27 protein-coding genes are annotated in these 22,691 nt (G+C 72.9%); 21 read left to right on the top strand and 6 right to left on the bottom strand.

Annotation, left to right across the window (positions count from 1 at the left end):
- Positions 1 to 169: 169 nt before the first annotated feature.
- From ABZO31_RS31085 to ABZO31_RS31035, 11 genes are all read left to right on the top strand, one after another.
- Complete coding sequence (locus ABZO31_RS31085; protein WP_406864659.1) at positions 170 to 1,735, top strand: sensor histidine kinase; 1,566 nt, start codon at positions 170 to 172, stop codon at positions 1,733 to 1,735.
- 1 nt (position 1,736) lies between these two features.
- The gene (locus ABZO31_RS31080) at positions 1,737 to 2,144 is read left to right on the top strand and encodes a roadblock/LC7 domain-containing protein (protein WP_406864658.1); all 408 of its coding nucleotides are present in this window, start codon (positions 1,737 to 1,739) and stop codon (positions 2,142 to 2,144) included.
- Positions 2,141 to 2,497 carry a DUF742 domain-containing protein gene (locus ABZO31_RS31075; protein ID WP_406864657.1) on the top strand — a complete coding sequence of 119 codons (357 nt, stop codon included), beginning with the start codon at positions 2,141 to 2,143 and terminating at the stop codon, positions 2,495 to 2,497. The genes ABZO31_RS31080 and ABZO31_RS31075 overlap by 4 nt, the downstream gene beginning before the upstream one ends.
- Positions 2,478 to 3,098, top strand: coding sequence for a GTP-binding protein (locus ABZO31_RS31070; RefSeq protein WP_406864656.1), 621 nt, complete (start codon positions 2,478 to 2,480; stop codon positions 3,096 to 3,098). The genes ABZO31_RS31075 and ABZO31_RS31070 overlap by 20 nt, the downstream gene beginning before the upstream one ends.
- Entirely contained in the window at positions 3,095 to 4,558 is a 1,464-nt protein-coding gene (locus tag ABZO31_RS31065) for a cytochrome P450 (protein ID WP_406864655.1), read from the top strand. Before ABZO31_RS31070 ends, ABZO31_RS31065 begins: the two co-directional genes overlap by 4 nt.
- A 490-nt stretch (positions 4,559 to 5,048) precedes the next feature.
- The gene (locus tag ABZO31_RS31060) at positions 5,049 to 5,516 is read left to right on the top strand and encodes a MarR family winged helix-turn-helix transcriptional regulator (RefSeq protein WP_406864654.1); all 468 of its coding nucleotides are present in this window, start codon (positions 5,049 to 5,051) and stop codon (positions 5,514 to 5,516) included.
- A 221-nt stretch (positions 5,517 to 5,737) separates the two neighbouring features.
- Entirely contained in the window at positions 5,738 to 6,085 is a 348-nt protein-coding gene (locus tag ABZO31_RS31055) for a nuclear transport factor 2 family protein (RefSeq protein WP_406864653.1), read from the top strand.
- A gap of 13 nt (positions 6,086 to 6,098) precedes the next feature.
- Complete coding sequence (locus ABZO31_RS31050) at positions 6,099 to 6,932, top strand: aldo/keto reductase (protein WP_406864652.1); 834 nt, start codon at positions 6,099 to 6,101, stop codon at positions 6,930 to 6,932.
- A 44-nt stretch (positions 6,933 to 6,976) separates the two neighbouring features.
- On the top strand, positions 6,977 to 7,882 hold the full coding sequence (locus tag ABZO31_RS31045) for an oxygenase MpaB family protein (protein WP_406864651.1): 906 nt from the start codon (positions 6,977 to 6,979) through the stop codon (positions 7,880 to 7,882).
- A 43-nt stretch (positions 7,883 to 7,925) separates the two neighbouring features.
- Positions 7,926 to 8,819 (top strand): MBL fold metallo-hydrolase, encoded by an 894-nt coding sequence (locus tag ABZO31_RS31040; RefSeq protein WP_406864650.1) that lies wholly within the window; start codon positions 7,926 to 7,928, stop codon positions 8,817 to 8,819.
- Positions 8,820 to 8,860: 41 nt separating this feature from the next.
- Positions 8,861 to 9,202 carry a VOC family protein gene (locus tag ABZO31_RS31035; protein ID WP_406864649.1) on the top strand — a complete coding sequence of 114 codons (342 nt, stop codon included), beginning with the start codon at positions 8,861 to 8,863 and terminating at the stop codon, positions 9,200 to 9,202.
- On the opposite strand, the gene ABZO31_RS31030 is transcribed toward ABZO31_RS31035, so the two are convergent.
- Positions 9,151 to 9,738, bottom strand: coding sequence for an SgcJ/EcaC family oxidoreductase (locus ABZO31_RS31030; RefSeq protein WP_406864648.1), 588 nt, complete (start codon positions 9,736 to 9,738; stop codon positions 9,151 to 9,153). The genes ABZO31_RS31035 and ABZO31_RS31030 overlap by 52 nt on opposite strands.
- A 102-nt stretch (positions 9,739 to 9,840) precedes the next feature.
- On the opposite strand from ABZO31_RS31030, the gene ABZO31_RS31025 reads away from it, so the two are divergent.
- From ABZO31_RS31025 to ABZO31_RS31015, 3 genes are all read left to right on the top strand, one after another.
- Complete coding sequence (locus ABZO31_RS31025) at positions 9,841 to 10,722, top strand: arginase family protein (RefSeq protein WP_406864647.1); 882 nt, start codon at positions 9,841 to 9,843, stop codon at positions 10,720 to 10,722.
- A gap of 67 nt (positions 10,723 to 10,789) precedes the next feature.
- Positions 10,790 to 11,989: a cytochrome P450 gene (locus ABZO31_RS31020; protein ID WP_406864646.1), complete on the top strand. Its 1,200-nt coding sequence runs from the start codon at positions 10,790 to 10,792 to the stop codon at positions 11,987 to 11,989.
- Between the two features lie 14 nt (positions 11,990 to 12,003).
- Positions 12,004 to 12,228 carry a ferredoxin gene (locus ABZO31_RS31015; RefSeq protein ID WP_406864645.1) on the top strand — a complete coding sequence of 75 codons (225 nt, stop codon included), beginning with the start codon at positions 12,004 to 12,006 and terminating at the stop codon, positions 12,226 to 12,228.
- A gap of 50 nt (positions 12,229 to 12,278) precedes the next feature.
- On the opposite strand, the gene ABZO31_RS31010 is transcribed toward ABZO31_RS31015, so the two are convergent.
- The 4 genes from ABZO31_RS31010 to ABZO31_RS30995 all read right to left on the bottom strand — a co-directional run bounded on the left by ABZO31_RS31010 (position 12,279) and on the right by ABZO31_RS30995 (position 17,302).
- The gene (locus tag ABZO31_RS31010) at positions 12,279 to 13,139 is read right to left on the bottom strand and encodes an NAD(P)H-binding protein (protein WP_406864644.1); all 861 of its coding nucleotides are present in this window, start codon (positions 13,137 to 13,139) and stop codon (positions 12,279 to 12,281) included.
- 52 nt (positions 13,140 to 13,191) lie between these two features.
- Entirely contained in the window at positions 13,192 to 14,895 is a 1,704-nt protein-coding gene (locus tag ABZO31_RS31005) for a serine/threonine-protein kinase (protein WP_406864643.1), read from the bottom strand.
- 80 nt (positions 14,896 to 14,975) lie between these two features.
- Entirely contained in the window at positions 14,976 to 16,700 is a 1,725-nt protein-coding gene (locus ABZO31_RS31000; RefSeq protein WP_406864642.1) for an acyl-CoA dehydrogenase family protein, read from the bottom strand.
- Between the two features lie 35 nt (positions 16,701 to 16,735).
- Positions 16,736 to 17,302, bottom strand: a complete 567-nt coding sequence (locus ABZO31_RS30995; RefSeq protein ID WP_406864641.1) for a PadR family transcriptional regulator — start codon at positions 17,300 to 17,302, stop codon at positions 16,736 to 16,738.
- Positions 17,303 to 17,417: 115 nt separating this feature from the next.
- Between ABZO31_RS30995 and ABZO31_RS30990 the strand changes: the two genes are divergently transcribed.
- From ABZO31_RS30990 to ABZO31_RS30980, 3 genes are all read left to right on the top strand, one after another.
- On the top strand, positions 17,418 to 18,140 hold the full coding sequence (locus ABZO31_RS30990) for a hypothetical protein (protein WP_406864640.1): 723 nt from the start codon (positions 17,418 to 17,420) through the stop codon (positions 18,138 to 18,140).
- Positions 18,141 to 18,303: 163 nt separating this feature from the next.
- Positions 18,304 to 18,789, top strand: coding sequence for a VOC family protein (locus tag ABZO31_RS30985; protein ID WP_406864639.1), 486 nt, complete (start codon positions 18,304 to 18,306; stop codon positions 18,787 to 18,789).
- Between the two features lie 22 nt (positions 18,790 to 18,811).
- On the top strand, positions 18,812 to 20,167 hold the full coding sequence (locus ABZO31_RS30980; RefSeq protein WP_406864638.1) for a radical SAM protein: 1,356 nt from the start codon (positions 18,812 to 18,814) through the stop codon (positions 20,165 to 20,167).
- Between the two features lie 33 nt (positions 20,168 to 20,200).
- On the opposite strand, the gene ABZO31_RS30975 is transcribed toward ABZO31_RS30980, so the two are convergent.
- A complete protein-coding gene (locus ABZO31_RS30975; RefSeq protein ID WP_406864637.1) occupies positions 20,201 to 20,830 on the bottom strand; it encodes a DUF998 domain-containing protein in 630 nt (209 codons plus the stop codon).
- 99 nt (positions 20,831 to 20,929) lie between these two features.
- Here ABZO31_RS30975 and ABZO31_RS30970 point away from each other — a divergent pair, with 99 nt between their 5' ends.
- Genes ABZO31_RS30970 through ABZO31_RS30955 form a run of 4 tightly spaced genes read left to right on the top strand, consistent with a single transcriptional unit; the run spans position 20,930 to position 22,628 of the window.
- On the top strand, positions 20,930 to 21,505 hold the full coding sequence (locus ABZO31_RS30970; protein ID WP_406864636.1) for an HD domain-containing protein: 576 nt from the start codon (positions 20,930 to 20,932) through the stop codon (positions 21,503 to 21,505).
- 54 nt (positions 21,506 to 21,559) lie between these two features.
- Positions 21,560 to 21,787, top strand: a complete 228-nt coding sequence (gene tatA, locus ABZO31_RS30965; RefSeq protein ID WP_406864635.1) for a twin-arginine translocase TatA/TatE family subunit — start codon at positions 21,560 to 21,562, stop codon at positions 21,785 to 21,787.
- Positions 21,788 to 21,845: 58 nt separating this feature from the next.
- Positions 21,846 to 22,175, top strand: a complete 330-nt coding sequence (locus tag ABZO31_RS30960; RefSeq protein WP_406864634.1) for an alkylmercury lyase — start codon at positions 21,846 to 21,848, stop codon at positions 22,173 to 22,175.
- Between the two features lie 6 nt (positions 22,176 to 22,181).
- Positions 22,182 to 22,628 carry a DUF5990 family protein gene (locus ABZO31_RS30955; RefSeq protein ID WP_406864633.1) on the top strand — a complete coding sequence of 149 codons (447 nt, stop codon included), beginning with the start codon at positions 22,182 to 22,184 and terminating at the stop codon, positions 22,626 to 22,628.
- Positions 22,629 to 22,691 lie beyond the last annotated feature (63 nt).

Raw genomic sequence — 22,691 nt, 5'->3', positions numbered from 1 at the left:
ACATGTGTTGCGGCGCGCTCACAGTCAGTAATGAGCGCGGGCTGACGCCTGGTTGTGAAGACCTTGTCCCTGTCGGCCCCTCGCAGCACCTCAGTCCGCTCATTCCTGACTGTTGAGGGACCCATTGATGGTTCGTGCAGGTTCGACCTCCAGAGCCCGGCCGCGTGCAGTGGCTCCGGTCTGGCTCATTCCCCCCGGAGCCCTGGCCGTCGCGCTCGCCATAGGGCTGTTCTTCATCCCCGCGGACATACGGCCACAGATCTCCTGGTACTGCGCCGTCGTGGTCGTCCTGACGGCCATCACCTCGGCCCTGACCGCCCGTCTGCTGCGCTCGGCCGACACCGACCGGCACGCCCGGGCACGGGCCGAGGCGCAGGCCTACCACGCGCAGCGCGAGGCCGCGCTGATGGGAGCGCTGGCCGACCAGCGGGCCACCACCGTGTGGTTCGCCGAGGAACTCCTCCCCGCCGCCGTCGCCCGGCTGCACAAGGGCGACCCGGCCTCGGAGATCCTCCAGTCGGTCACCTTCGGCAAGCACCTCGACGCCCAGTTCACCGAGGCGCTCCAGGACGCGCTGCAGACGCTCCTCGAGGCCGTCGAGGCCGAGGAGAACACCCGCGACTCCTCCCAGCGGGCGCTCGTCGCCGTCGCCCGCCGCGTCCAGGCGATCGTGCACCAGCTCGCCAAGGACCTGCGCTCCATGCAGATCATCCACGGCACCGACGTCGTGGTCTCCCGCGGTCTGCAGGACATCGACCACCGCAACGCCCTGATCGGCCGTCTCGCCGCCAGCATCGCGGTCCTCGGCGACGCCCGGCCCGGACGCCAGTGGTCGAAGGCGATCCCGCTGTACGACATCCTGCGCGGCGCCATGTCGCGCATCGTGGACTACCCGCGGGTGAAGCTGCAGGCCGTGACCGAGGTGGCGGTGATCGGCCCCGGGGCCGAGCCGCTGATCCACCTGCTCGCCGAACTCCTCGACAACGCCACGACGTTCTCCCCGCCGCACACCCCCGTGGAGGTGACCGCGAGCGAGGTGCCGTCCGGTATCACGATCGAGATCGAGGACCGCGGCGTCGGACTCACCGAGGAGGTCCGCCAGCGCGTCGAGCGCGTCATGGCACAGCCCTCGTCGGGCGCCTTCCTCGCCGGCCTGGGAGAGGTCACCCAGCTCGGCCTGCCCGTCGTGAGCCGGCTGGCCCGCGAGCACGGCTGCGAGGTCGAACTGCGCACCTCCGCCTACGGCGGCGTGCGGGCCGTCGTACTCGTGCCGCGGCGTCTGATCACGACCGTGCAGCAGCCCGTCGTACGGGCCGTCCAGGAGCCCGTCCGCAAGCGGGTCGGCGGTCCGAGCCGCATGGTGCCCGCGCCGATCCCGGCGCCCGCGTTCGCGCACGACGCGGCGACGGGACCGGGCACGCCCCGGTCCGGCGACTTCGGCTCCGGCGACTTCGGTTCCGGCGAGACCGGTTCCGGTGCCTTCCGGTCCGGCGAGACCGCTTCCGGCGAACCCGGCCGGACCCCCAACGGGCTCCCTCAACGGCGCCGGGAGTCCCCCGTGCCGAAGCCCGTCGTCCGCGCGACGTCCCATCCCCCCACCACCCCGGGAGCCTCCCGGGGAAACTCCGGCACGACCCGCCAGCCGGGACTGATGTGGGAGGCGTTCAACGGCGAGAAGAAGCCGGTCGCCGAACCTTCAACTCCACCCAGCGAGCCGTCAGATGAGGTCGAGTAACATGCAGCCACTGCCGAACATGGACTGGATGCTCAAGGAGCTCGTGGGCGGCGTTCCGTACGTACGACACGTGGTCGTCCTGTCGTCGGACGGCCTGTGCATCGGGCAGGCGAACACGGCCTCCGACACCGCCGACGCGATCGCGGCCGCCTGCTCCGGCATCCAGAGCCTCGCGCGGGCCATCGCCCAGATGTTCCCGCACGGGGACGGCTCGACGCGGATGGTCGGCATCGAGGCCGACGGCGGGTACTTCTCCCTCATGGCGGCCGGCCCCGGCGCCTATCTCGCGGTGCTCGCCGACGAAGAGGTGGACGCCGGACTGCTCGGTGACCGCATGAGGACGCTGGTGCTCCGGATCGGCCAGCACATGACGAGTCCGCCGCGTGACGACGTCGGGCAGGCGATGTGACATCAGAGAACCAGGACTCCTGGGACGAAGGAAGTCCCGTCCCGCTCTACGTCATCACCGGTGGATCGGGCTCCGCGGGGAAGACCTTCGACCTCGTCACGCTGATCGCGACCCGTTCCGAGCCCGAACCCTCGATGCAGCCCGAACAGGCAGCCATCCTGACGATGTGTCACTACCCGCTCTCGGTGGCCGAATTATCCGCCCACCTGAGCCTGCCCTTCAGCGTCGTCACCGTGCTGCTGTCCAAGCTCGTCGACGACGAGCGCGTCGAGGCCATCGCACCCGTGCCCGTGGCGGCATACCCCGAACGCAGCCTTCTGGAGGCGGTGATCCATGGACTACGCAAGCTCTGAGGCGCCGTCGGCCCGCTCCCACGGCACCGACATGCTGCTGCCGCACGGCGCCAGGGGCGTCAAGGTCGTCATCGTCGGCGGCTTCGGGGTCGGCAAGACGACGATGGTGGGCTCGGTGAGCGAGATCCCGCCGCTGACCACCGAGGAGACCATGACGCAGGCCGGCGTCGGGATCGACCACAATCCCGGCGCCGAAGGCAAGAACACCACGACCGTGGCGATGGACTTCGGCCGGATCAGCATCAACCGGGAGCTGATCCTCTACCTGTTCGGGACCCCGGGCCAGGAGCGTTTCTGGTTCCTGTGGAACGGGATCTTCGAAGGGGCGCTCGGCGCCGTGGTCCTCGTCGACACCCGCCGCGTCGAAGTCTGTTTCGAGGTCATCACGCGCCTCGAGGACCGCCGCGTCCCGTTCGTCGTGGCCGTCAACACCTTCCCGGAGGCCCCGGAGTACCGCCTAGAAGAACTGCGCAGTGCCCTGGCCCTCAGCGATACCGTGCCCATAGTCACCTGTGACGCACGCGACCGGGCGTCCTGCCGTGACGCCCTGCTCTCGCTGATGGTCTACCTGTGCACCCTCGCCGCCCAGGAGACCGTATGACCGTTCCACCCCCGCAACACTCCCGACACGCCGCCGGCGGCGCCGAGTCCGTCCCGCCGCCGGGCTGCCCGGCCCACGCGGCGACCGGCCCGGACGGCACGACGCGCCTCTACGGCGACGCCGCGGCCACCGACCCCATGGGCCTGTACGAGAAACTGCGCGCCGCGCACGGCCCGGTGGCACCGGTGCTGCTCGACGGCGACGTACGCGCCTGGCTGGTCCTCGGGTACCTCGAGAACCGCGATGTGGCCGCCCGCTCCACGCAGTTCTCGCGCGACTCCCGCGTCTGGCACGGCTGGCGGAGCGGCGAGATCGACCCGGAGACCTCCCCGCTGATGCCGCTGATCGGCTGGAGTCCCGACTGCGTCAACGCGGACGGCGAGGAGCACCAGCGGCTGCGCGGCGCGGTCACCGCCGGCCTCGGCCAGTTCGACCACCGCGGCATCCGCCGTCACATCACGCGCTTCGCCCACCAGTTGGTGGACTCGTTCTGCCAGAGCGGCCGGGCGGAGCTGGTGGAGCAGTTCACCGAACACCTGCCGATGCTCACGCTCACGCATCTGCTGGGCATGTCGGAGGAGGACGGCCCGAAGCTGGTGCACGCCGCGCGTGACCTCTTCAAGGCCACCGAGACCTCGCTCGCCAGCAACGCCTACATCCTGGAGAGTCTGGAACGGCTCGTCGTCGCCAAGCGCGCCCGGCCCGGGCAGGACATCGCGTCCGCGCTGATGGCCCATCCGGCCGGTCTCACCGACGAGGAGGTGCAGCACCACCTGCGCCTCATCCTGCTCGCCGGGTACGAGACGACCGCCAACCTCATGGCGAACGTGCTGCGCATGGTGGTCACCGACGAACGGTTCCGAGGCTCGCTGACCGGCGGCCAGATGACCCTGCCGGAGGCGGTCGAGCAGGTCCTGTGGGACGAGCCGCCGCTGTTGGTGTGCCCGGCGCGTTGGGCCAACGGGGACACCACCCTGGGCGGGCAGCGGATCAAGGCGGGCGACATGCTCCTGCTCGGCGTGGCCGCCGGGAACGTCGACCAGGCGATCCGCCCGGATCCCTCGGCTCCGGTGCACCACAGCCGTGCGCACCTGTCCTTCAGCGCGGGCAGCCACGAGTGCCCCGGCCAGGACATCGGCCGTGTCATCGCCGACACCGGCATCGACGTCCTGCTCACCCGGCTGCCCGACGTCGCCCTGGCGGTGCCCGAGCAGGAACTGAGCTGGCGCTCCTCCACCTGGACCCGGCATCTGACGACGCTGCCGGTGAAGTTCGCGGCCCGTTCCCCCAGGGTCCCGGAGATCGCGGAGCCGCTGCCGGCCCCGCCGCCGCCGACCGGCGGGCTGCCGCCGGAGCGTCCGGCGGCGCCGTGGCCGCAGAACGCGCCCGAACCCGCGCGGGTGCCCGCGCCCCGCCGGTCCCTGTGGACGCGGCTCGGGCGTCTCCTGGGGAGGCGTTAGGACGTGACGGCCGGGGCGCCCCGCTGCCCGGCGGCCTCTCCCGAGGAGGCGTAGCGGGGTGCTCCGGCGGTACGAGGCGTGCAGGCCGGACGGGAAGCCGCAGGCTCCGTGGAGCCAGGTCTCCGGTTCGGTCCTGCCGGCCGCCTCGCCGCTCCTCGACGGCGTCACCGGCCGGTACTTCGAGGACAGCCAGGAGGCGTGGCTCGTCCGGGGCGACGAGGACGAGCCCGGCGGCGCGGCCGCGCACGCGCCGGCCCCGGAGGCGGCCCTTTGCCACGGCATCACGCGCTGTCCGAGGCGGCGAAGGCGTACGCGCACATGCTCTCCGGCAAGGCGCGCTTCCGCGCGGTCCTGGAGGCGGGGGCCTGACCCGACGAGCAGCGAGGGGGCCGCCAGATTTGATTGCGTGAGCGCTATACAAGCTTCAGCCGTTATTTTCTCCGATGGCGTATCCTGGGTTGCAGTCGCACCGGAAGGAGACCCGGGCCCCATGACCGCCACCGACCCTGCGCTCACCGCCCTGGCCAACGGCTGGGGCGCCCTGTCCCTGCTGCACGGCAAGATCGAGACGCACATCGAGCGCGCCCTGCAGTCCCGGCACGACCTGAGCGTGCGGGAGTACTCGCTGCTCGACGTGCTCAGCCGCCAGCACGACGGCGAGGGCGGCCACCTGCAGATGAAGCAGGTCGCGGACGCGGTCGTCCTCAGCCAGAGCGCGACGACCCGCCTGGTCAGCCGCCTGGAGGACCGCGGGCTGCTGTCCCGGTACCTGTGCCCGACCGACCGGCGCGGCATCTACACCGATGTCACCGACCACGGCCGGCGGCTCCTGGACGAGGCCCGGCCGACCAATGACGCCGCCCTGCGGGAGGCGCTCGACGAGGCCGGGAAGAACCCGGAGCTGGCCTCGCTGGTCGAGGCCGTGGAAGCGGTGAAGGCGCCGGCGCTCAGCCGCTAGCCGCCCCCCTCGCCGCACCCTTCGGCCCCGGCCCGCGCCAGCAGCGCGGGCCGGGGCCGAAGCCGTTTTTCACCTGCTGACGCCTTCATTCGCGAGACCACCATTACCCGCGCTTGCATTTATAGCGCGTATGCAACTATTGTGGAGTCTTGCAAGGAGCTCGCTCAAGAAATGCAGGGGTAGCGCACCCCGGAGCTCACCGAACGCAGGGAAGGTCCCCCATGACCCGCACTCCGCAGGAGGTCTTCGCCGACCACGGCGCCCGGCTGGGCACCGGCGACCTCGATCTGATCAGCCGGAACTACACCGAGGACGCCGTCTTCGTGACCCCCGAGGGCGTCCTGACCGGACGGGCGGGCGTCCGGGAGGGCATCGGCCGGCTGCTGAGCGACCTCCCCGACGCCGAGTGGCAGCTCACCCCGCAGTTCGCCGGGAACGTGCTGTTCCTGCAGTGGACCGCCACCGGGGACCGCCACCGGGTCACCGACGGCGTCGACACCTTCGTCTTCCGCGACGGCCTGATCAGCGCCCAGACCGTCCGCTACACCCTGACCGACCGCACCGCGTAAGGAACCGCACCCCATGAGCACCCCCACCGCCGTCCCCACCGTGAAGCTGAGCAACGGCGTCGAGATCCCCCAGCTCGGCTTCGGCGTCTTCCAGGTGCCCGACGACGAGACCGCGACCGCCGTCACCACCGCGCTGGAGACCGGCTACCGCAGCATCGACACCGCCGCGATCTACGGCAACGAGACCGGAGTCGGCCGCGCCCTCGCCGCGTCCGGGCTGCCCCGTGAGGACCTCTTCGTCACCACCAAGCTGTGGAACGCCGACCAGGGCTACGACGCCACGCTGCGCGCCTTCGACACGAGCCTCGCCAAGCTGGGCCTCGACTTCGTCGACCTGTACCTGATCCACTGGCCCACCCCGGCCCGCGACCTCTACCGCGACTCCTGGCGCGCCCTGGAGCGTCTCGCCGACGAGGGGCGCATCCGCGCCGCCGGTGTCTCCAACTTCCAGCCCGCCCACCTGCGCCGGCTGCTCGACGACGCGACGCTCACCCCGGCCGTCAACCAGGTCGAGCTCCACCCCGACCTGCAGCAGGCCGAACTGCGCGCCTTCCACGCCGAGCACGGCATCGCCACCGAGGCGTGGAGCCCGCTCGCCCAGGGCGCGGTCCTCGGTCACCCGGTGATCGGCGCCATCGCCGCCGCGCACGGCAAGTCCCCCGCGCAGGTGGTCCTGCGCTGGCACCTGCAGCTCGGCAACGTCGTCATCCCGAAGTCGGTCACCCCGGCCCGGATCCGCGAGAACTTCGAGGTCTTCGACTTCGCGCTCACGGACGAGGAGATGCGGTCCGTCGCCGCGCTCGACCGCGGCGTCCGCACGGGCCCGCACCCCGACGAACTGAACTGAACCGGCACCTCCTCCGAAACCCCGCACCGCGCCATACTGGGTGCGTGAGCTGGTCACTGCCGTCTCCGGGCGAACTGCGCGAACGGGCGGGCGACGTACTGCTGCACCGTGTCGCCGGCCCGTCGGCGCACGAGAAGCGGGCCCGCATCCACGGTGCGCCCGGCCCGCGCTGGTTCGGGCCGGAGCGGCCCGTGCGCGTGGTGCACGCGGACGCGTCGATGTACGTCGGCGGGCTCGCCGCCCTGCTGCTGCAGTCTCTGCATCCGCTCGCGATGGCGGCGGTCGCCGCCCACTCCGGGTTCCAGGGCGATCCCTGGGGACGGCTCCAGCGCACCAGCACCTTCCTGGCCGTGACCACCTTCGGCGTAGACGAGGACGCGGCGCGGGCGGTGGAGCGGGTGCGGCGGGTGCACGCGGGAATCAGCGGGACGACGTCCGACGGCGTGCCGTACCGCGCCTCCGATCCGCATCTGCTCGGCTGGGTGCACTGCGCCGAGACGGAGTGCTTCCTGCGGGCGCAGCTGCGGTACGGGCGGCGCCCGCTCGACGCGGCCGCGCAGGACGGCTACGTGGCCGACATGGCGGAAGTGGCGCGCCGCCTCGGCGTGGACCGACCGCCGTGTACCCGCGCAGAGTTGACGGCACGTATCGTCGCGTACCGTTCGGAGCTGCGGGCCACGCCGGAGTCGCGGGCGACGGCCCGCTTCCTGCTGTCCGACCCGCCGCTGCCGGCTCCGGCGCGCCTGCCGTACGCCTTCCTGGCCGCCGCAGCAGTCGAGTTGCTGCCGCCCTGGGCCCGGGCCCTGGTCGGACCGCCGCGCGCCACCCGGCTGTTGCTGCCGGTGGCCCGGCCCGGCGGCCGCGCGATCACCGCGGCGGTGCGCTGGGCGATCCCGCCTCCGCCCCGCCCCGGCGCCGCGGAGGCGGCGCGCGCACCGTCGCACGGATGACCCTGCGGAGTGGCACGACGGGCGATCGGGCACAGTGACGTGCATGGATGCGAGCGGATACGCGGTGGAGCAGTACGGCGGGGTGGACGTCCTCGTCGGAGCGCGGCAGGGGGCGTACCCGTACGCCAACTCGCTGCTGGTGCGCGGCACGGACGGGACGCTGGTGGTCGATCCGTCGCTGTCCCTCGTCGGCGGGGCGCCTGCGGCGGACGTGGTGCTCGTCAGCCACGCGCACGAGGACCACGTCGCCGGACTCGGGCGCTACGAGCGGACTCCGGTGCACGTCCACAAGGGCGACCTCGACACGCTGCGCTCCCGTGCGGGCATGGTCGCCGCGCTGGGCTGTCCGCCCGAGGTGTCGGCCGCGGTGGACGCGGCGATGCGGGACGACTTCCACGTACGAGGGCGGCCCGACGCGCTCGGGTACGAGGACGGAGCGGTCTTCGATCTGGGCGGGCGCACGGTGACGGTGGTGCACCTGCCGGGCCACACGCCGGGCCACTGCGGCTACCTCGTCGAGCCGGACGGCTTCCTGTTCGTCGCGGACATCGACCTGACCTCCTTCGGCCCGTACTACGGCGACGCGACCAGCGATCTGGCGGACTTCGAGGCGTCGATGCGCCGCTGCCGCGAGATCGACGCCCGCTGGTACGGCACCTCGCACCAGAAGGGCGTGATCGAGGGCCCGGCGGAGTTCCGGCGCCGGCTCGACGCCTTCGGGGACGTGGTGACGCGCCGGGAGGCGACGCTGCTGGCCTTCCTCGCCGAGCCCCGCACCGTCGAGGAGCTCGTCGAGCACCGCTTCCTCTACCGCCCCCATGTCGAGGGCCCTCACGTCGGTCCGGCGGAACGGCGGACGACGGTGCAGCATCTGGAGCGGCTGACGGCCGGGAGCCGGGTCGTGGAGGTGGAGCCGGGACGGTACCGGGCGGTGTAGGGACGAGGGCGCCCCGGCCGCACCCGGCCTAGGATGCGGCCATGGCCCTGGACTTCTTCGCAGGCATCCCGGTCACCGACTTCGCGGCCTCGCTGGCCTGGTACGAACGGCTGCTCGGCTCGTCCCCGGGCTTTCAGCCGAACGACCGCGAGGCGGTGTGGGAGCTGGCGGAGCACCGGTACGTGTACATCGAGCTGCAGCCCGAGCACGCCGGCCACGCGATGCACACCGCCTTCGTCGACGACGTGGTCGCGCGGGTGGGGCAGATCTCCGCGCGGGGCATGGAGCCCTCGCGCCGCGAGACGTACCCGGAGGGCGTGAACAAGTTCGTCTACCGCGACCCGGACGGCAACGAGTTCGGGTTCGGGGGCGTGGTGGGCTGAGCCCGCCCAGGCCGGGTGGGCTGAGCCCGCCCCGGCCGTCCCGGCAGGGCGACCTCGCGTGCCCGGCCGACGCCGAGGCGCCGGGCGAGGCGGGTCATGCCCTGCGACATCCGGGACGGCATCGAGTCCGGCTCCGGGATGCCGACCGGCCGCTGCCGGCCGTTCTGGATCGCGGCGATCCGCCAGCCTTCCCGGGTGTGGACGCAGACGACGATCTGCCGGGAGAGGCGTCGCCCGGGCAGTTCGCTGCGCCAGGGCATGAGCACCGAGCCGTTGCCGACGAGCACGGCGACGGTGTCGGTGACGAAGCGCAGCGACTCGATCTCGCCGACCATCGCCGATCCGGCGATCACCCCGCGGAACAGCTTGTCGTGGTTCTCCTGGAGCCGCTCGGCGCCGGCCGCCCAGCTGCCGTCGTACGACACGTAGTCGGCGTCCTCGGTGAAGAGCCGCCCGAAGCCGGCGGAGTCGCCCTCCGTCCAGGTCCGGCAGAACGCGGCGAAGAGGTCGCGGACCTCGGTCTCACGCATGTCCATGGGTGCTCACTCCTCCGACTCATTTTATTTCGTTCGGCCGAACGAAATATATGACGGCGAGTGTGAGACAGTCAAGGAGGGGCCCGAGGAAGGGGTTCGTCCGTGCGGAGGCCCGCGATCGTCGAGGCGCCGTCGGTGCTGGGGCTGCGGCCCTCCGGTGTCCAGGACCTGCCCGCCGCGCTGCTCGGCGCCGGTCTGCGCGAGCGGCTGGGCGCGGAGTGGGCGGGGAGGGTCGAGCCGCCCGCGTACGACCCGCGGCGCGACGAGGCGACGGGAGCCCTCAATCCGGACGGCATCGCGCGGTACTCGGCCGAACTGGCCGACGCGGTCGGCGCGGTGCTCGACCGCGGGCGGTTCCCGGTGGTGCTCGGCGGGGACTGCAGCATCCTGCTGGGGAACCTGCTGGCGCTGCGCCGCCGCGGCCGCCACGGGCTGCTGTTCCTGGACGGCCACACCGACTTCTACCAGTCCTCGGCGGAGCCGACGGGCGAGGCGGCCTCGATGGAGCTCGCCCTGGCCACCGGCCGCGGCCCCCGGACGCTCGCCGATATCGAGGGCCGCGGTCCGCTGGTGCGCGACGAGGACGTGGTGGCCCTCGGCTTCCGCGACGCCGCCGAGTCGGCCGCGGACGGCATGCAGCCCCTGCCGCCGCGGCTGCGGGCGACGGACCTCGCGGAGGTACGGGCCGCGGGGGCCGCGGCGGCGGCGCGGGAGGCGGTCGCACGGCTCACCTCCGGCGGCGCCGCCGGCTTCTGGGTCCACCTCGACGCCGACGTCCTGGACGACGCCGTGATGCCGGCCGTCGACTACCGCCTCCCCGGCGGACTTTCGTGGCACGAGCTGCAGACGGTACTGCGGACGGCCCTGGCGGACGAACGGGCCGCGGGCCTGGACGTCACCATCTTCAACCCCCGCCTGGACCCGGACGGTTCGATCGCCGCCCGCCTCGCGGAGTGCCTGGGCAGAGGCCTGTCGGCACCGTGAGGGGTCGGCGGCGGTTTGGCCGATCTGCATGTAGACCGCATAGGTGCCCGGGGCATGTAGTGGAGGGATGTCGAAGGACGTGGCGTTCCCCCAAGACCGCAGCTGCCCCTACCACCCCCCGACCGGCTACCCGCAGACCGACGACGAGCGCCCCCTGTCCCGGGTCACCCTCTGGGACGGACGCCGGGTGTGGATGGTGACCGGGCACACCGCCGCCCGGGCGCTCCTCGCGGACCAGCGGCTCTCCACCGACACCACCCGCGCCGACTTCCCGATCCCGACCGAGCGCGCCGCGGGCCTGGCCCGGCGCCGGCGGACGGCGCTGCTCGGCATGGACGACCCGGAGCACCACGCCCAGCGCCGGCTGCTGATCCCGAGCTTCACGCTCAAGCGGGCCGAGCGGCTGCGGCCGCGTATCCAGGAGATCGTGGACCGGCTCCTCGACGCGCTGGAGGACCAGGGGCCGCCGGCCGAGCTGGTGAGCGCGTTCGCGCTGCCGGTGCCGTCCGTCGTCATCTGCGAACTGCTCGGTGTGCCGTACGAGGACCACGACTTCTTCGAGGAGCAGTCCCGTCGCCTGCTGCGCGGTCCGACGGCGGCGGACAGCGAGGAGGCCCTCGACCGGCTCCACGGCTATCTCGGCGAACTGGTCGACCGCAAACGGGAGAAGCCCGGCGAGGGCGTCCTCGACGACCTGGTCGCGCGGGCCGAGGAGGAGGGCGGCCCGGAGAGGCAGGAGCTGGTGGACCTCGCCACGATCCTGCTGGTCGCCGGGCACGAGACCACGGCGAACATGATCTCCCTGGGTACGTACACGCTGCTGAGCCACCCGGAGCGGCTGGCCGAGCTGCGGGCGGACCCGGCCCTGGTCCCGGTCGCCGTCGAGGAGTTGCTGCGGTTCCTGTCGATCGCGGACGGCATGCTGCGCGTCGCCCGCGAGGACATCCCCGTCGAGGGCGCCCCGGGGACGGTGGTCCGCGCCGGCGAGGGCGTGGTGTTCGCGACGTCCGTCATCAACCGGGACGCCGCCGCGTTCAGCGAGCCCCACGCGCTCGACTGGGGCCGGTCCGCGCGCCACCACGTGGCCTTCGGCTTCGGCATCCACCAGTGCCTGGGGCAGAACCTCGCCCGCGCCGAGCTGGAGATCGCGCTCGGCTCGCTGCTGCGCCGGCTGCCGGGGCTGCGGCTCGCCGTACCGGCGGACGAGGTGCCGTTCAAGCCGGGCGACACGGTCCAGGGCCTGCTCGAACTCCCCGTCACCTGGTGAGAGGAACCAGCCGTATGTCCGTGCCCGTCCGCGTCGCCGTCGACCGCACGCGCTGCATCGGCGCCGGCCAGTGCGCCCTGACGGCGCCGGACGTCTTCGCCCAGGACGACGACGGCTTCGGGACCGTACGGCCGGGCCGTGCGGAGGCCGCCGGGCCGATGCTGCGCGAGGCCGCCCGCGTCTGCCCGGTCGGGGCGGTCACGGTCCGGGACGCCGCCGCCGAACCCCCCGGCGTCTGACAGCCTGCCCGCCCCGGGACCGGCTCCCGGGGCGGGTACGGACATCGGGGCTACGCCGTGAACGCGTGGGCGTGCTGTCCGGCCCACTCGGCGAAGGACCTGGCCGGGCGGCCGGTGACCTTCTCGACCGTGTCGACGACGGTGTACCCGGCCTCGGGCGTGTTCCCGTACACCTCCAGGAGGAAGCCGATCAGGCCGTCGTCGTGGCCCGCGGCCCTCCACCGGGCGACGGCCTCGTCCTCGGTCAGCTCCACCAGCGCGACCGCACGGCCCCGCGCCCCGGCGATCGTCGCGGTCTTCTCGGCGAGGGTCAGTGCCTGGGGGCCGGTGATGACGTACTCCCGGCTGCCGTGGCCCTCCTCGGTGAGCGCGACGGCGGCGACCGCGCCGATGTCGCCCTCGTGCACCATGGCGCTGAGCCGGTTCACGAACGGCTCGCGGACCTCGTCCCGTTCGACGATCCCGGCCGCCCATTCCAGGGCGTTGGACATGAACTCGACCGGCATCAGCACCGTCCAGTCCAGCCCGTCGTCCGCCCGCACCGCGTCCTCCAGCGGCGTCGGCCCGCCGCCGTGCAGCACGGTGACCCGCCGGACGCCGGCGGCCCGGGCCAGTTCCAGGATCCGCGGACCCGTCTCCAGCGGAGCGAAGTACTCCCCGCCGAAGGCGATCAGATGGAGGCCGGTGACGCCCTCCAGGGCAGGGGCCAGGCCGTCCGGCTCCGTCAGGTCGCCCTGCACCACCTCCACCCCGTCGGGGAACCGGGCCTTCGCCGCGTCGCGGGTGAGCGCGCGGACCCGGTGGCCGCGGTGGAGCAGTTCGGCGACGACCTGGCGGCCGACGGTCCCGGAGGCGCCGGTGACCAGGATCGACTGACCATCGGCACGCGTGTCTGTCTGTGTCTGCGTCATGCTCCGACCGTAGGAGCCCTTGCGGACAGGTACAGTCCGCAAGGGCGGAGCCTCAGGACGCGGGTAGCGTCGACACGACCTTGCCGGAGGCGTCGGCGGCGAGATAGCCGCTGGCCCGGTAGTCGTTGCTGAGGTAGAAGCGCAGCGTCGGACGGTCGTCGTTGAAGGTCCAGCGGTCGACGATGACGTAGCGCATCGTGGGGTCGTCCACCTTGAGGTCGCGTTCGCCGCGCTTCATCAGCGCGGGGAGGCTGTCCCAGGGCATCGTGGACACGTCGAAGGGCTGCTCGTCGGCGTCGTCGGCGCTGATGGTGCCGCCGGGCCCGGTCTTCCTGGCCACGCCGGCCCGGTACTCGTACGCGTCGTAGGTCTTCGCGCCGGGCCGGGTCGGGATGTTCGCCAGGGCGTACTCCTCGTAGACCGTCAGGTCCTTGATCGTCGTGGTGCCGCTGGCCCGGCGGAACTCCGCGATGACGGCACGGACGTTGGCCGTGGTGAGCAGGCTGCCGCGGACCGCGGGCGCGGAGGCGGACGGGGCCGTGCCCGAGCCCTGGCCGGGGGTGCGTACGGCGCCGGTCGGCGAGGCGCCGCCCTTCGCCCCGGAGGTCCCGCCGCTGCCGCCGTCGCCGTCGCCGTTCGGGAGCAGGTTCACGACGCCGATCACCGCGGCGGCCGCCAGGGCGACGCCGACGGCGACGCCCGCGGCGCGCTTGCGCGGGCTCGAGGGCGCGGGGGTGGGCAGCGTCGGCGGGCCGAAGCCCGCGCCCGGCGCGGCGGGCGGGCCGTAGGCGGGGTGCGGGTACGGCGCGGGCGCCGGCGCGTACGGGCCGGGGGCCGCGGGGGCGGCAGGGGCGGCGACGGGCGCGGACGGAACGGCGGCAGGAACGGCGGCGGGAACAGGAGCGGCGGCCCCGCCGCCCTCCGCCTCCGCCAACAACCGGTCCAGGAGCGCCCCGTCCGGCCGCTGCGCCGGATCGCGGACGAGGAGCCGGGTCAGTACGGGTCCCAGCGCGCCGGACCGCACCGGCGCCGGGATCGGGTCGTCGAGCACCGCGACCACGGTCGCCAGGCTGGTCGCGCGGCGCAGCGGGTGGTGGCCCTCGGCCGCCACGTACAGGAGCATGCCGAGCGACCACAGGTCGGAGGCCGGGTTGCCCTCCTCGCCGCGGACCCGCTCGGGGGCGATGAACTCCGGCGAGCCGATCAGGTCGCCGGTGGAGGTGAGCCGGGAGGTGGAGCCGTCGAACGCGGCGATGCCGAAGTCGGTGAGCACGGCCCCGCCCTCGTGGCGGAGCAGGACGTTGGCGGGTTTGACGTCGCGGTGCTGGATCCCGGCGGCGTGCGCGGCGCGCAGCGCGGAGAGGACCTGGCGGCCGAGGGCGAGCACCTCGGGGACGGACATCGGGCCCGCGGCGAGCCGGTCGTACACGGAGCTGCCCTCGACGAGCTCCATCACGATCCACGGGTGCGAGCCGTCCTGCGGCTCGACGATGTGGTGGATCGTCACGACGTGCGGGTTCGACAGCCGGGCCAGGGCGCGGGCCTCGCGGACGGCGCGTTCGCGCAGCTGCGCGGCGAAGCCGGGGTTCGCGTCCTCGACGGCGGGGTCGGGCGGGCGGACCTCCTTGAGGGCGACGTCGCGGTCGAGGGCGACGTCGCGGGCGCGCCAGACGGTGCCCATGCCGCCGCTGCCGAGTCGGGAGATCAGTCGGAAGCGTCCGTCGACCAGGGGTCTTCGGTCGTCATTCGTGCTCATGGGCGGTCATCGTAGGCGGTTTCGGGTGACAGGCCGGAGCGGGCCCGGCCTGTCACCCGTCCCGGGGTGCCGCAGGGCCGCTACTGCGCCATCTCGTACGCGCCGGACAGCGCCTCGACGCGCTGCCAGACCCGCGCCGAGCGCTCGGCGTCGACGACCGGGCGGCGGACCGCGCCGAGCGCCCACTCCTGCTGCGCCTCGGTCGCGGAGTCCTTGCCGTGGAGCTCGACGGCGTGCGCGGAGTAGTCGCGGACGAGGACGGCGAACAGCTCGTCGAGCACGTCCGCGTCGAGACCCGTCAGGGCCGCCTGCTCCAGGACGAGCTGCGCGTGGACGACCAGCGCGAAGAGCTGGCCGACGGCCAGCAGCAGGTCCAGGTCACGGCTCTGCTCCTCGTCGGGGGCGACCGTGGCGACGAACTGGCAGAGCGCGTCGGCCTGTTCACGGAAGCGGGCGACGTTGGGCAGGTGCGCGTACGCGTCGAAGGCGGGCCTCCAGTCGTGGAAGCGCACCGAGCCGAGGCCGCGGGCGGGGCCCTGGCGGAAGAGGAAGTCGTCGTCTGCCGCGTCGAGGCGGGTGGGGACGGCGGGGTACTCGACCGGGTCGAGCAGGTGATTGCGCATGAACTTGAGGATCAGCGCCAGGTTGACGTGGACGGTGCCTTCCAGCTTCGGCAGCCCGCGGATCTCGATCGCGGCCTGGGCGAAGTAGTTGTCCTTCTCGAAGCCCTTGGCGGCGATGACGTCCCACATGAGGTCGATGACCTTCTCGCCCTCGGTGGTCACCTTCATCTTCGTCATGGGGTTGAAGAGGAGGTAGCGGCGGTCGTCGGGGCCGGCGGTGCGGAAGTAGTCGACGGCGCGGTCGCTGAACGCCTTCATGCCGACGAGCCGGACGTACGCGTCGGTCAGCTCGCGCCGCACGTGCGGGAAGGCGGTGACGGGGCGGCCGTACAGGATGCGGTTCTGGGCGTGCGTGACGGCCTCGTACATCGCGTGCTCGCAGATGCCGATGGAGGCGGTGCAGAGGTTGAACTTGCCGACGTTGACGGTGTTCAGGGCGGCGTCGAACGCGGCGCGCCCGGTGTGCAGCACGTCCTCGGCGGCTACGGGATAGTCCTCGAGCCGGAACTCGCTGACGAACTTCGACGAGTCGACGACGTTCTTCACCAGGTGGTAGTTCGCGTGCCGGCTGTCGGCGGCGAAGAAGACGTACGCGTCGGGGCCCTCGAGGTCGCTGCGGCGGCCGAAGACGGAGACGAGTCCGGCGGCGTTGCCGTTGCCGATGTAGTACTTGGAGCCGGTGGCGCGGAAGCCGCCCTGCCCGTCGGGCTCCAGGAGCATGTCGGTGGAGTAGATGTCGGCGCCGTGCGTCTTCTCGGACAGGCCGAAGGCGAACACCTCGCCCTGGGCGAGGAGTTCGGCGGCGCGGGCGCGCGCGGCGGCGTTCCCGCTCTGCCAGACGGGGCCGAGGCCGAGGATGGTGACCTGCCAGGCGTACCAGTAGTCGAGGCCGTAGAAGCCGAGGATCTCGTTGAGCGCGGCGATGCGGGCGGTGTCCCAGCGCTTGTCGCCCTCGCCCTCGCCGGCTTCGGTCTTCGGGGTGAGGAAGGCCGCGAACAGCCCTTCCTTGGCGGCGAAGGCGAGGAAGTCGCCGAGCCAGGCGCGGGTGCGGTAGTCCTCGATCAGCTGCCGCTTGCCGCGCTCCTCGAACCAGTCGACGGTGGCCCGCAGCAGCCGGCGGGTCTCGGGGTCGAAGTGTGCGGGGTCGTAGGTCCGCGGGTTGAAGAGGAGCGGGTCGGCCATGGACGGGTGCCGCCTTTCGGTGAGGGGTCGGGGGTTCAGCGCGCGGCGCGGAACCGGTGGAGGGTGGCGAGCACGTCGTCGAGCCAGGCGATCATCATGCGCTCGTACGCGATGCCGCCGCGCAGCACGACGTGCTGCAGTTCCCGCTCGGCGTCGGCCGGCCCGTAGGGGCCGCCGTCGGAACCTCTGCCGAAGTCCCGTGTCTCACCGGCGAGATAGTGGGCGAGCCGTTCGGAATGCGCCTGCCGGTGCCGTTCGACCTCGCGGATCAGCGCGGTCGGATCGTCGAAGGCGGCGCCGCGGATCTTCACGGCGAGGTCGTGCCGTACGGTCTCGGGCTCGATCGGATCGTGGAGCCAGCTGGTGAGCGCGGCCCGCCCGAGGTCGGCGACGGAGTACTCCTTCTTGTCCGGCCGCCCGTGCTGCGGAACCTCCCGCGCGTCGATCCAGCCGTCGTGCTCCATCCGCTTGAGCACGCGGTAGATCTGCTGGTGAGTGGCGGTCCAGAAGTACCCGATGGACCGCTCGAACCGCCGGGCCAGCTCGTAGCCGGAACCCGGCTTCTCAAGGAGCGACACGAGGATCGCGTGTTCGAGCGCCATGCCCGAGATCCTGCTATGCAACTCGTTGCATAGCAAGTGTGCCGCCCCGGTGAGACACGGCTCACCCCGGCGGGAACGTAGGCTCGGGGCGGCAACCTTGTGACGAGGAGGGTCCATGAACTCCGCCGATGCCGACCGGCAGCAGCTGGACGCGGTCAGTGTCCTCAATGCGAAGACCACGCTCGTGCAACTTCTGGGGCGGGCAGGGGTCTACTCGGGGGACGCGGAGGAGCTGATCGGCATCGTGGAGGCCGGGGCGCTGGCCGTCGCGCACCGCGAGGCGCGGGAGATCAAGAAGCAGGCCCCGCGGGAGAAGGGCGAGCTGTACGAGTCGGGGTGGCACGACGGGATCCGCACCGTCGCCGTCGAGCTCGGCGAACTGTCGGAGCGGACGCTGCGGCAGGCGGTACGGGCGGACACGGCCGACGAGGGGCGGACCCGCGTCGGGCGGATGGAGGTGGAGCGGGCGAAGGTGGCGGTCACGCCGCTGCATCTGACCTTCGCCGCCGAGTCCGAGCTGGACCCCGAGGTCTCCGAGCAGGTGCTGGTCGCCGTGCTCGCCACGATGACCGCCCGGGAGCGCGCCGGCTACGCGGGGCGGCTGACCGAGTTCGCGGCCGCCCACCGGGTGCGCCTCGAGCGGCTGTTCGCGGAGTACGGGCCGGGCAGCCCCATCGCGATCCACGGCCGGTACTCGCTGCTCCACTCCCCCACCTGCATCGCCGTCCTGGAACGCCTCGGCGCCGATCCGGGGCCGCTGCGGGAGGAGTGGGACGCGGCCGAGCTGCCGCCCGCGTGGCTGGACGGGCTGTGGGCCGCCTGGGAGTCGGCGTCCTGATCCCGGCTCAGGCGTCCGGCGGGCGCCGGGCTGCCGCCATTCGGGGCAACCCGCCCCGGCGGGCGGCGCGGGTGCGGCGGCTTGCGGTTATCCATGGCCGGTGTCGCCTCGACGAGGCGCGTGCCGAGACCGCAGCAGCACCCGACGCCGAAAGGGGCGCCTCATGGCCGTCCAGCCCGTTCCCGCGGAGTACCCGCGCATCACCCCGTACCTGTGCATCGACGGCGCCGCGGCCGCGATCGACTTCTACGTGTCCGTGCTCGGCGCCGAGGAGAAGACCCGGATGCCGGCGCCCGGCGGGAAGATCGGCCACGCCGAGATCGCGCTGGGCAACTCGATCGTCATGCTCGCCGACGAGTACCCCGACATGGACTTCCGCTCGCCGAAGGCCATCGGCGGCACGCCGCTGATGCTGCACGCGTACGTCGAGGACGTCGACGCGGTGTTCGCGAAGGCCCTGGCCCAGGGCGCCAGGGAGCTGCGGCCGGTGCGGGACGAGTTCTACGGCGACCGGGTCGGGCAGTTCGAGGACCCGTTCGGCCACCGCTGGAGCGTCGCCTCGCACATCGAGGACGTCTCGGAGGAGGAGATGAGGAAGCGGGCCGCGGAGGTCATGGGGGGCATGGACCCCGGCGCGGGAAACGGCTGAGCGAACGGATAGGTTGTCCTGCATGAATGCGACGCCCACGCACAAGGACAGCCCGAGTCGTACCGCGCTGGTCGAGGAGCTGATGGGGCGGTTCCCGCATGTGCCGCGGGAGGCGGTGATCAAGGAGGACCTGCTGCGCGGCGGCATGGCCTTCGACGAGTCCGCGCTCAGCGGCACCGCGGACGGCGGCTCGGGGGACGTGAAGCCGAAGTCGTACTTCATCTTCTCCTTCGACCACCGCACCCTGCCGGAGCTGGGCGCGGCCGCGCTGAACCGTCCGCCGGAGGAGATCGTGCTCACCGGCGGCCCCTACGAGCTGCGCCGCACGGTGGTGTCGGTGCGGGTCAACCCGGACTCCCCGTACGTGGTGCGGGGCGGCGAGGACGGGTCGCTCGGCCTCTATCTCGACGGCCGGCGGATCTCCGACGTGGGTCTGCCGCCGATGCCGGAGTACTACCGGCACACGCTCTCCAACGGGAAGTCCGTGATGGAGGTCGCGCCCACCATCCAGTGGGGCTACCTGATCTATCTGACGGTCTTCCGGGTCTGCCAGTACTTCGGGGCCAAGGAGGAGTGCCAGTTCTGCGACATCAACCACAACTGGCGCCAGCACAAGGCCGCGGGCCGGCCGTACACCGGTGTGAAGCCGGTCGAGGAGGTGCTGGAGGCGCTGGAGATCATCGACCGGTACGACACGGCCGGGACCTCCCGCGCGTACACGCTCACCGGCGGCTCGATCACCTCGAAGGTGGCCGGTCGCGACGAGGCGGACTTCTACGGCCACTACGCGAAGGCGATCGAGGAGCGCTTCCCGGGCCGCTGGACCGGCAAGGTGGTCGCGCAGGCGCTGCCGCGTGACGCCGTGCAGCGGTTCCACGACTACGGCGTGCGCATCTACCACCCCAACTTCGAGGTGTGGGACCGCCGGCTGTTCGAACTGCACTGCCCCGGCAAGGAGCGGTACGTCGGGCGCGACGAGTGGCACCGCAGGATCCTGGACTCCACGGAGGTGTTCGGGGCGCGCAACGTGATCCCGAACTTCGTGGCCGGCATCGAGATGGCGGAGCCGTTCGGCTTCACCAAGGTCAGCGAGGCGATCGCGTCGACGCAGGAGGGTCTTCGGTTCTTCATGTCGCACGGCGTGGTGCCCCGGTTCACCACCTGGTGCCCGGAGCCGACCACTCCGCTGGGCAAGGCGAATCCGCTGGGCGCGCCGCTGGAGTACCACATCCGGCTCCTCGAGACGTACCGGGCGACGCTCGAGGAGTTCGGGCTGAGCTCCCCGCCCGGGTACGGCCCGGCGGGTCCGGGGCGGGCGGTGTTCTCGGTCAGTTCGTTCATGGACAGCCTGGAGGGGCTGGAGCAGCCGGAGTCCTGACGGACGGGGCGGGGCGGGGCGGGGCGGGGCGGCCTACGGTGTGCTGTCGGCCCCGCCCCGCTCCGTCGCCGGCACCCGGCGCGGGTGCCGCAGGCAGGAGGCGACGACCACCAGCGGCCACACGGCCTGGATGCAGGTCACGACGCGCTCCGCGACCCCGGCCACGCCGTCGGTGTTCATCTCGTAGATGAACCAGCCCGCGGTGAGGCCCATGACGGCGGTCGCCGCGAGGGCCGGGGCGGGCCGTAGGCCCCACGGCGGGACGGCGGTCCGGCCGCGTACGGCCGCCAGGACCGGCCAGACGGCCAGCAGGACGAAGCCGACGGCGGCGACCGAGCCGTGCCGCAGGGAGCCTCCGCTGCTGGGCGCGGGGACGAAGGACACCACCAGCGCCGCCAGCCCCCCGCCGGCCAGGGCCAGCCGTCCGGCGCGCTCGGCCGTGCGCAGGCCGTAGGCGGTGAACAGGTGGCAGACGCCGAGGCCGAACAGCGCGCCGGTCATCACCCAGAACCCGGCCGCCCCGTACGCCGCCAGCACGCTGATCGTCTGCCGCACCGGGTCGTACGCGGTCCCCTCCAGGTGCCCCGCGATCATCCAGCCGCTGATCAGGAGGACCGGGGCGCACCCCGACGAGAACAGGGCCCATCGTGGAACGGAATACACCGGAACACGATAAATCGGCTCATCTCGCCGCGCACTCACGCGGCGAGGCGTGGCGTCCGGGGGTTCTCGGGGGCCGCCCGGTGTGACAGCCTGCCGGACATGATCATCGGAGCGAGCGAGGAACACGTCCGCCTGCGCCCCTTGCCGGACGAGGCCGCCGCGCTGCTGCGGGAGGTGGGCGCGCCGCCGCGCCTGGTCGCTCATCTGCGGGCCGTGCACGACGTGGCGGCGCAGCTCGTCGACTGGGTGACGGCCCAGTGCCCGGCGCTGGGCCTCGACCGGGAGGCGGTCTTGTTCGGCGCGGCCACGCACGACATCGGCAAGGCCGTGCACCGCGCCGAGCTGTCCGGGCCGGGCTCGGCGCACGAGGAGGCGGGGCGCGCGCTGCTGCTCGCGCACGGGGTGCGCCCGGACCTCGCGCGGTTCGCGGGGAGCCACGCGCGGTGGGACGCGGAGGGCGTCGGGGTCGAGGACCTGCTGGTGAGCCTCGCGGACAAGGTCTGGAAGAACAAGCGGGTCCCGGAGCTGGAGGACCGGGTCGTCGCGGAGCTGGCCCGCGCGGGCGGGCTGCCCGTGTGGGAGGCGTTTCTGCGGCTCGACGAGGAGCTGACCCGGATCGGGGACGGCGCGGAGGAACGGCTCGCGTACCAGGCGGCGCACCCCGTCGACGGGTGAGCAGGACGGGGTCGGTAGATTTCGGGCGGAAGCCGTACGAGGAAGCGGAGAACAGTGTTCGGTATCGGTGAGCTCGCGATCCTGGCGATCGTGGTCGTCCTCCTGTTCGGTGCGAAGAAGCTGCCCGAACTGGCCCGCAACGCCGGCAAGGCGGGGCGCATCCTCAAGAGCGAGGCGAAGGCGATGAAGGCCGAGGGCGAGGCGCCGCCGCAGGCGACGTACGTGGTGAAGGAGACCCGGCCGCTGAAGGGCGGGGCCGAGGGGTCCTCCGCCGCGTCCTGACCGCGGCCCCGGACCGGCTACGGTCCGAGGTGGAGTGGGGCACCCGGAGGAGGCTGCCGTGCGGATCACCGTGCTGACGGTTCCGGACTGCCCGAACGGGCCGGTCGTCGAGGCGCGCATCGCCGAGGCGCCGGCGGGCCGGGCGGTCGGGGTCGAACCCGTCATCGAGCCCGTCGTGGAGCGCGTCGTCGTCCGCGACGAGGCGGCCGCGGTCCGCCACGGCATGGCGGGTTCGCCTACGGTGCCGGTCGACGGCGAGGACCCGTTCGCCGGGCAGGGCGCGGTGCCGAGCCTGTCCTGCCGGGTGTACCGCGAGGCGGGCCGGACGGACGGCGCGCCGAGCGTCGCCGCGCTGCGGGCCGCGCCGGCGGCGGACGGGGAGGGATGAGGGCGGATGCGGATCAGGATCGAGGGGTCCGAGCTGCCGGGTCGTACGTGCACGCCGGCTCCGGGATTCCCCGGGTACGACGACGTGCGGGTGGCCGTCCAGCGGCGTGGCCGGCCGGACGAGTTGCTCGACCCGCACCCCGGGGACGCGGCGGCCGCGGCCTGGGTGCTGGAGTGCACGGTGACGGCGACGGACGCGGGGTTCGACGTCGAGGGGCCCTGGATCCAGGGGCGGCCGGGCGGGCGGTTCGTGTATCTGTCGTGGACGGCCGAGGGCGGGATGTTCCGGCGGGCCAAGCTGATGCTCGACGGGGTCGAGCCCGGGACGCTCGCGGACGCCGTGGCGGCCGGGCTGCTCGTGGCGCGGCTCGGGCTCACCGACGCGAAGGGGCAGCCCCTGTGCGCCGCGGTGCGGCCGCCGCTCGTGACCTGGTCCGCCGGACCCGCGTCCTAGCGGTCACCCGGTCGGGTGGAAGGGCCGTACACGCCGGGCTGCGGGCCGTCCGCGCGCGCGGCC

Origin of the sequence: Streptomyces solicamelliae (genome assembly GCF_045348655.1) — a bacterium.
Classification (GTDB): Bacteria; Actinomycetota; Actinomycetes; order Streptomycetales; family Streptomycetaceae; genus Streptomyces; species Streptomyces solicamelliae.
Note: the sequence above shows the minus strand (reverse complement) of the source record. Positions and strands in the feature narration are given on the sequence as shown.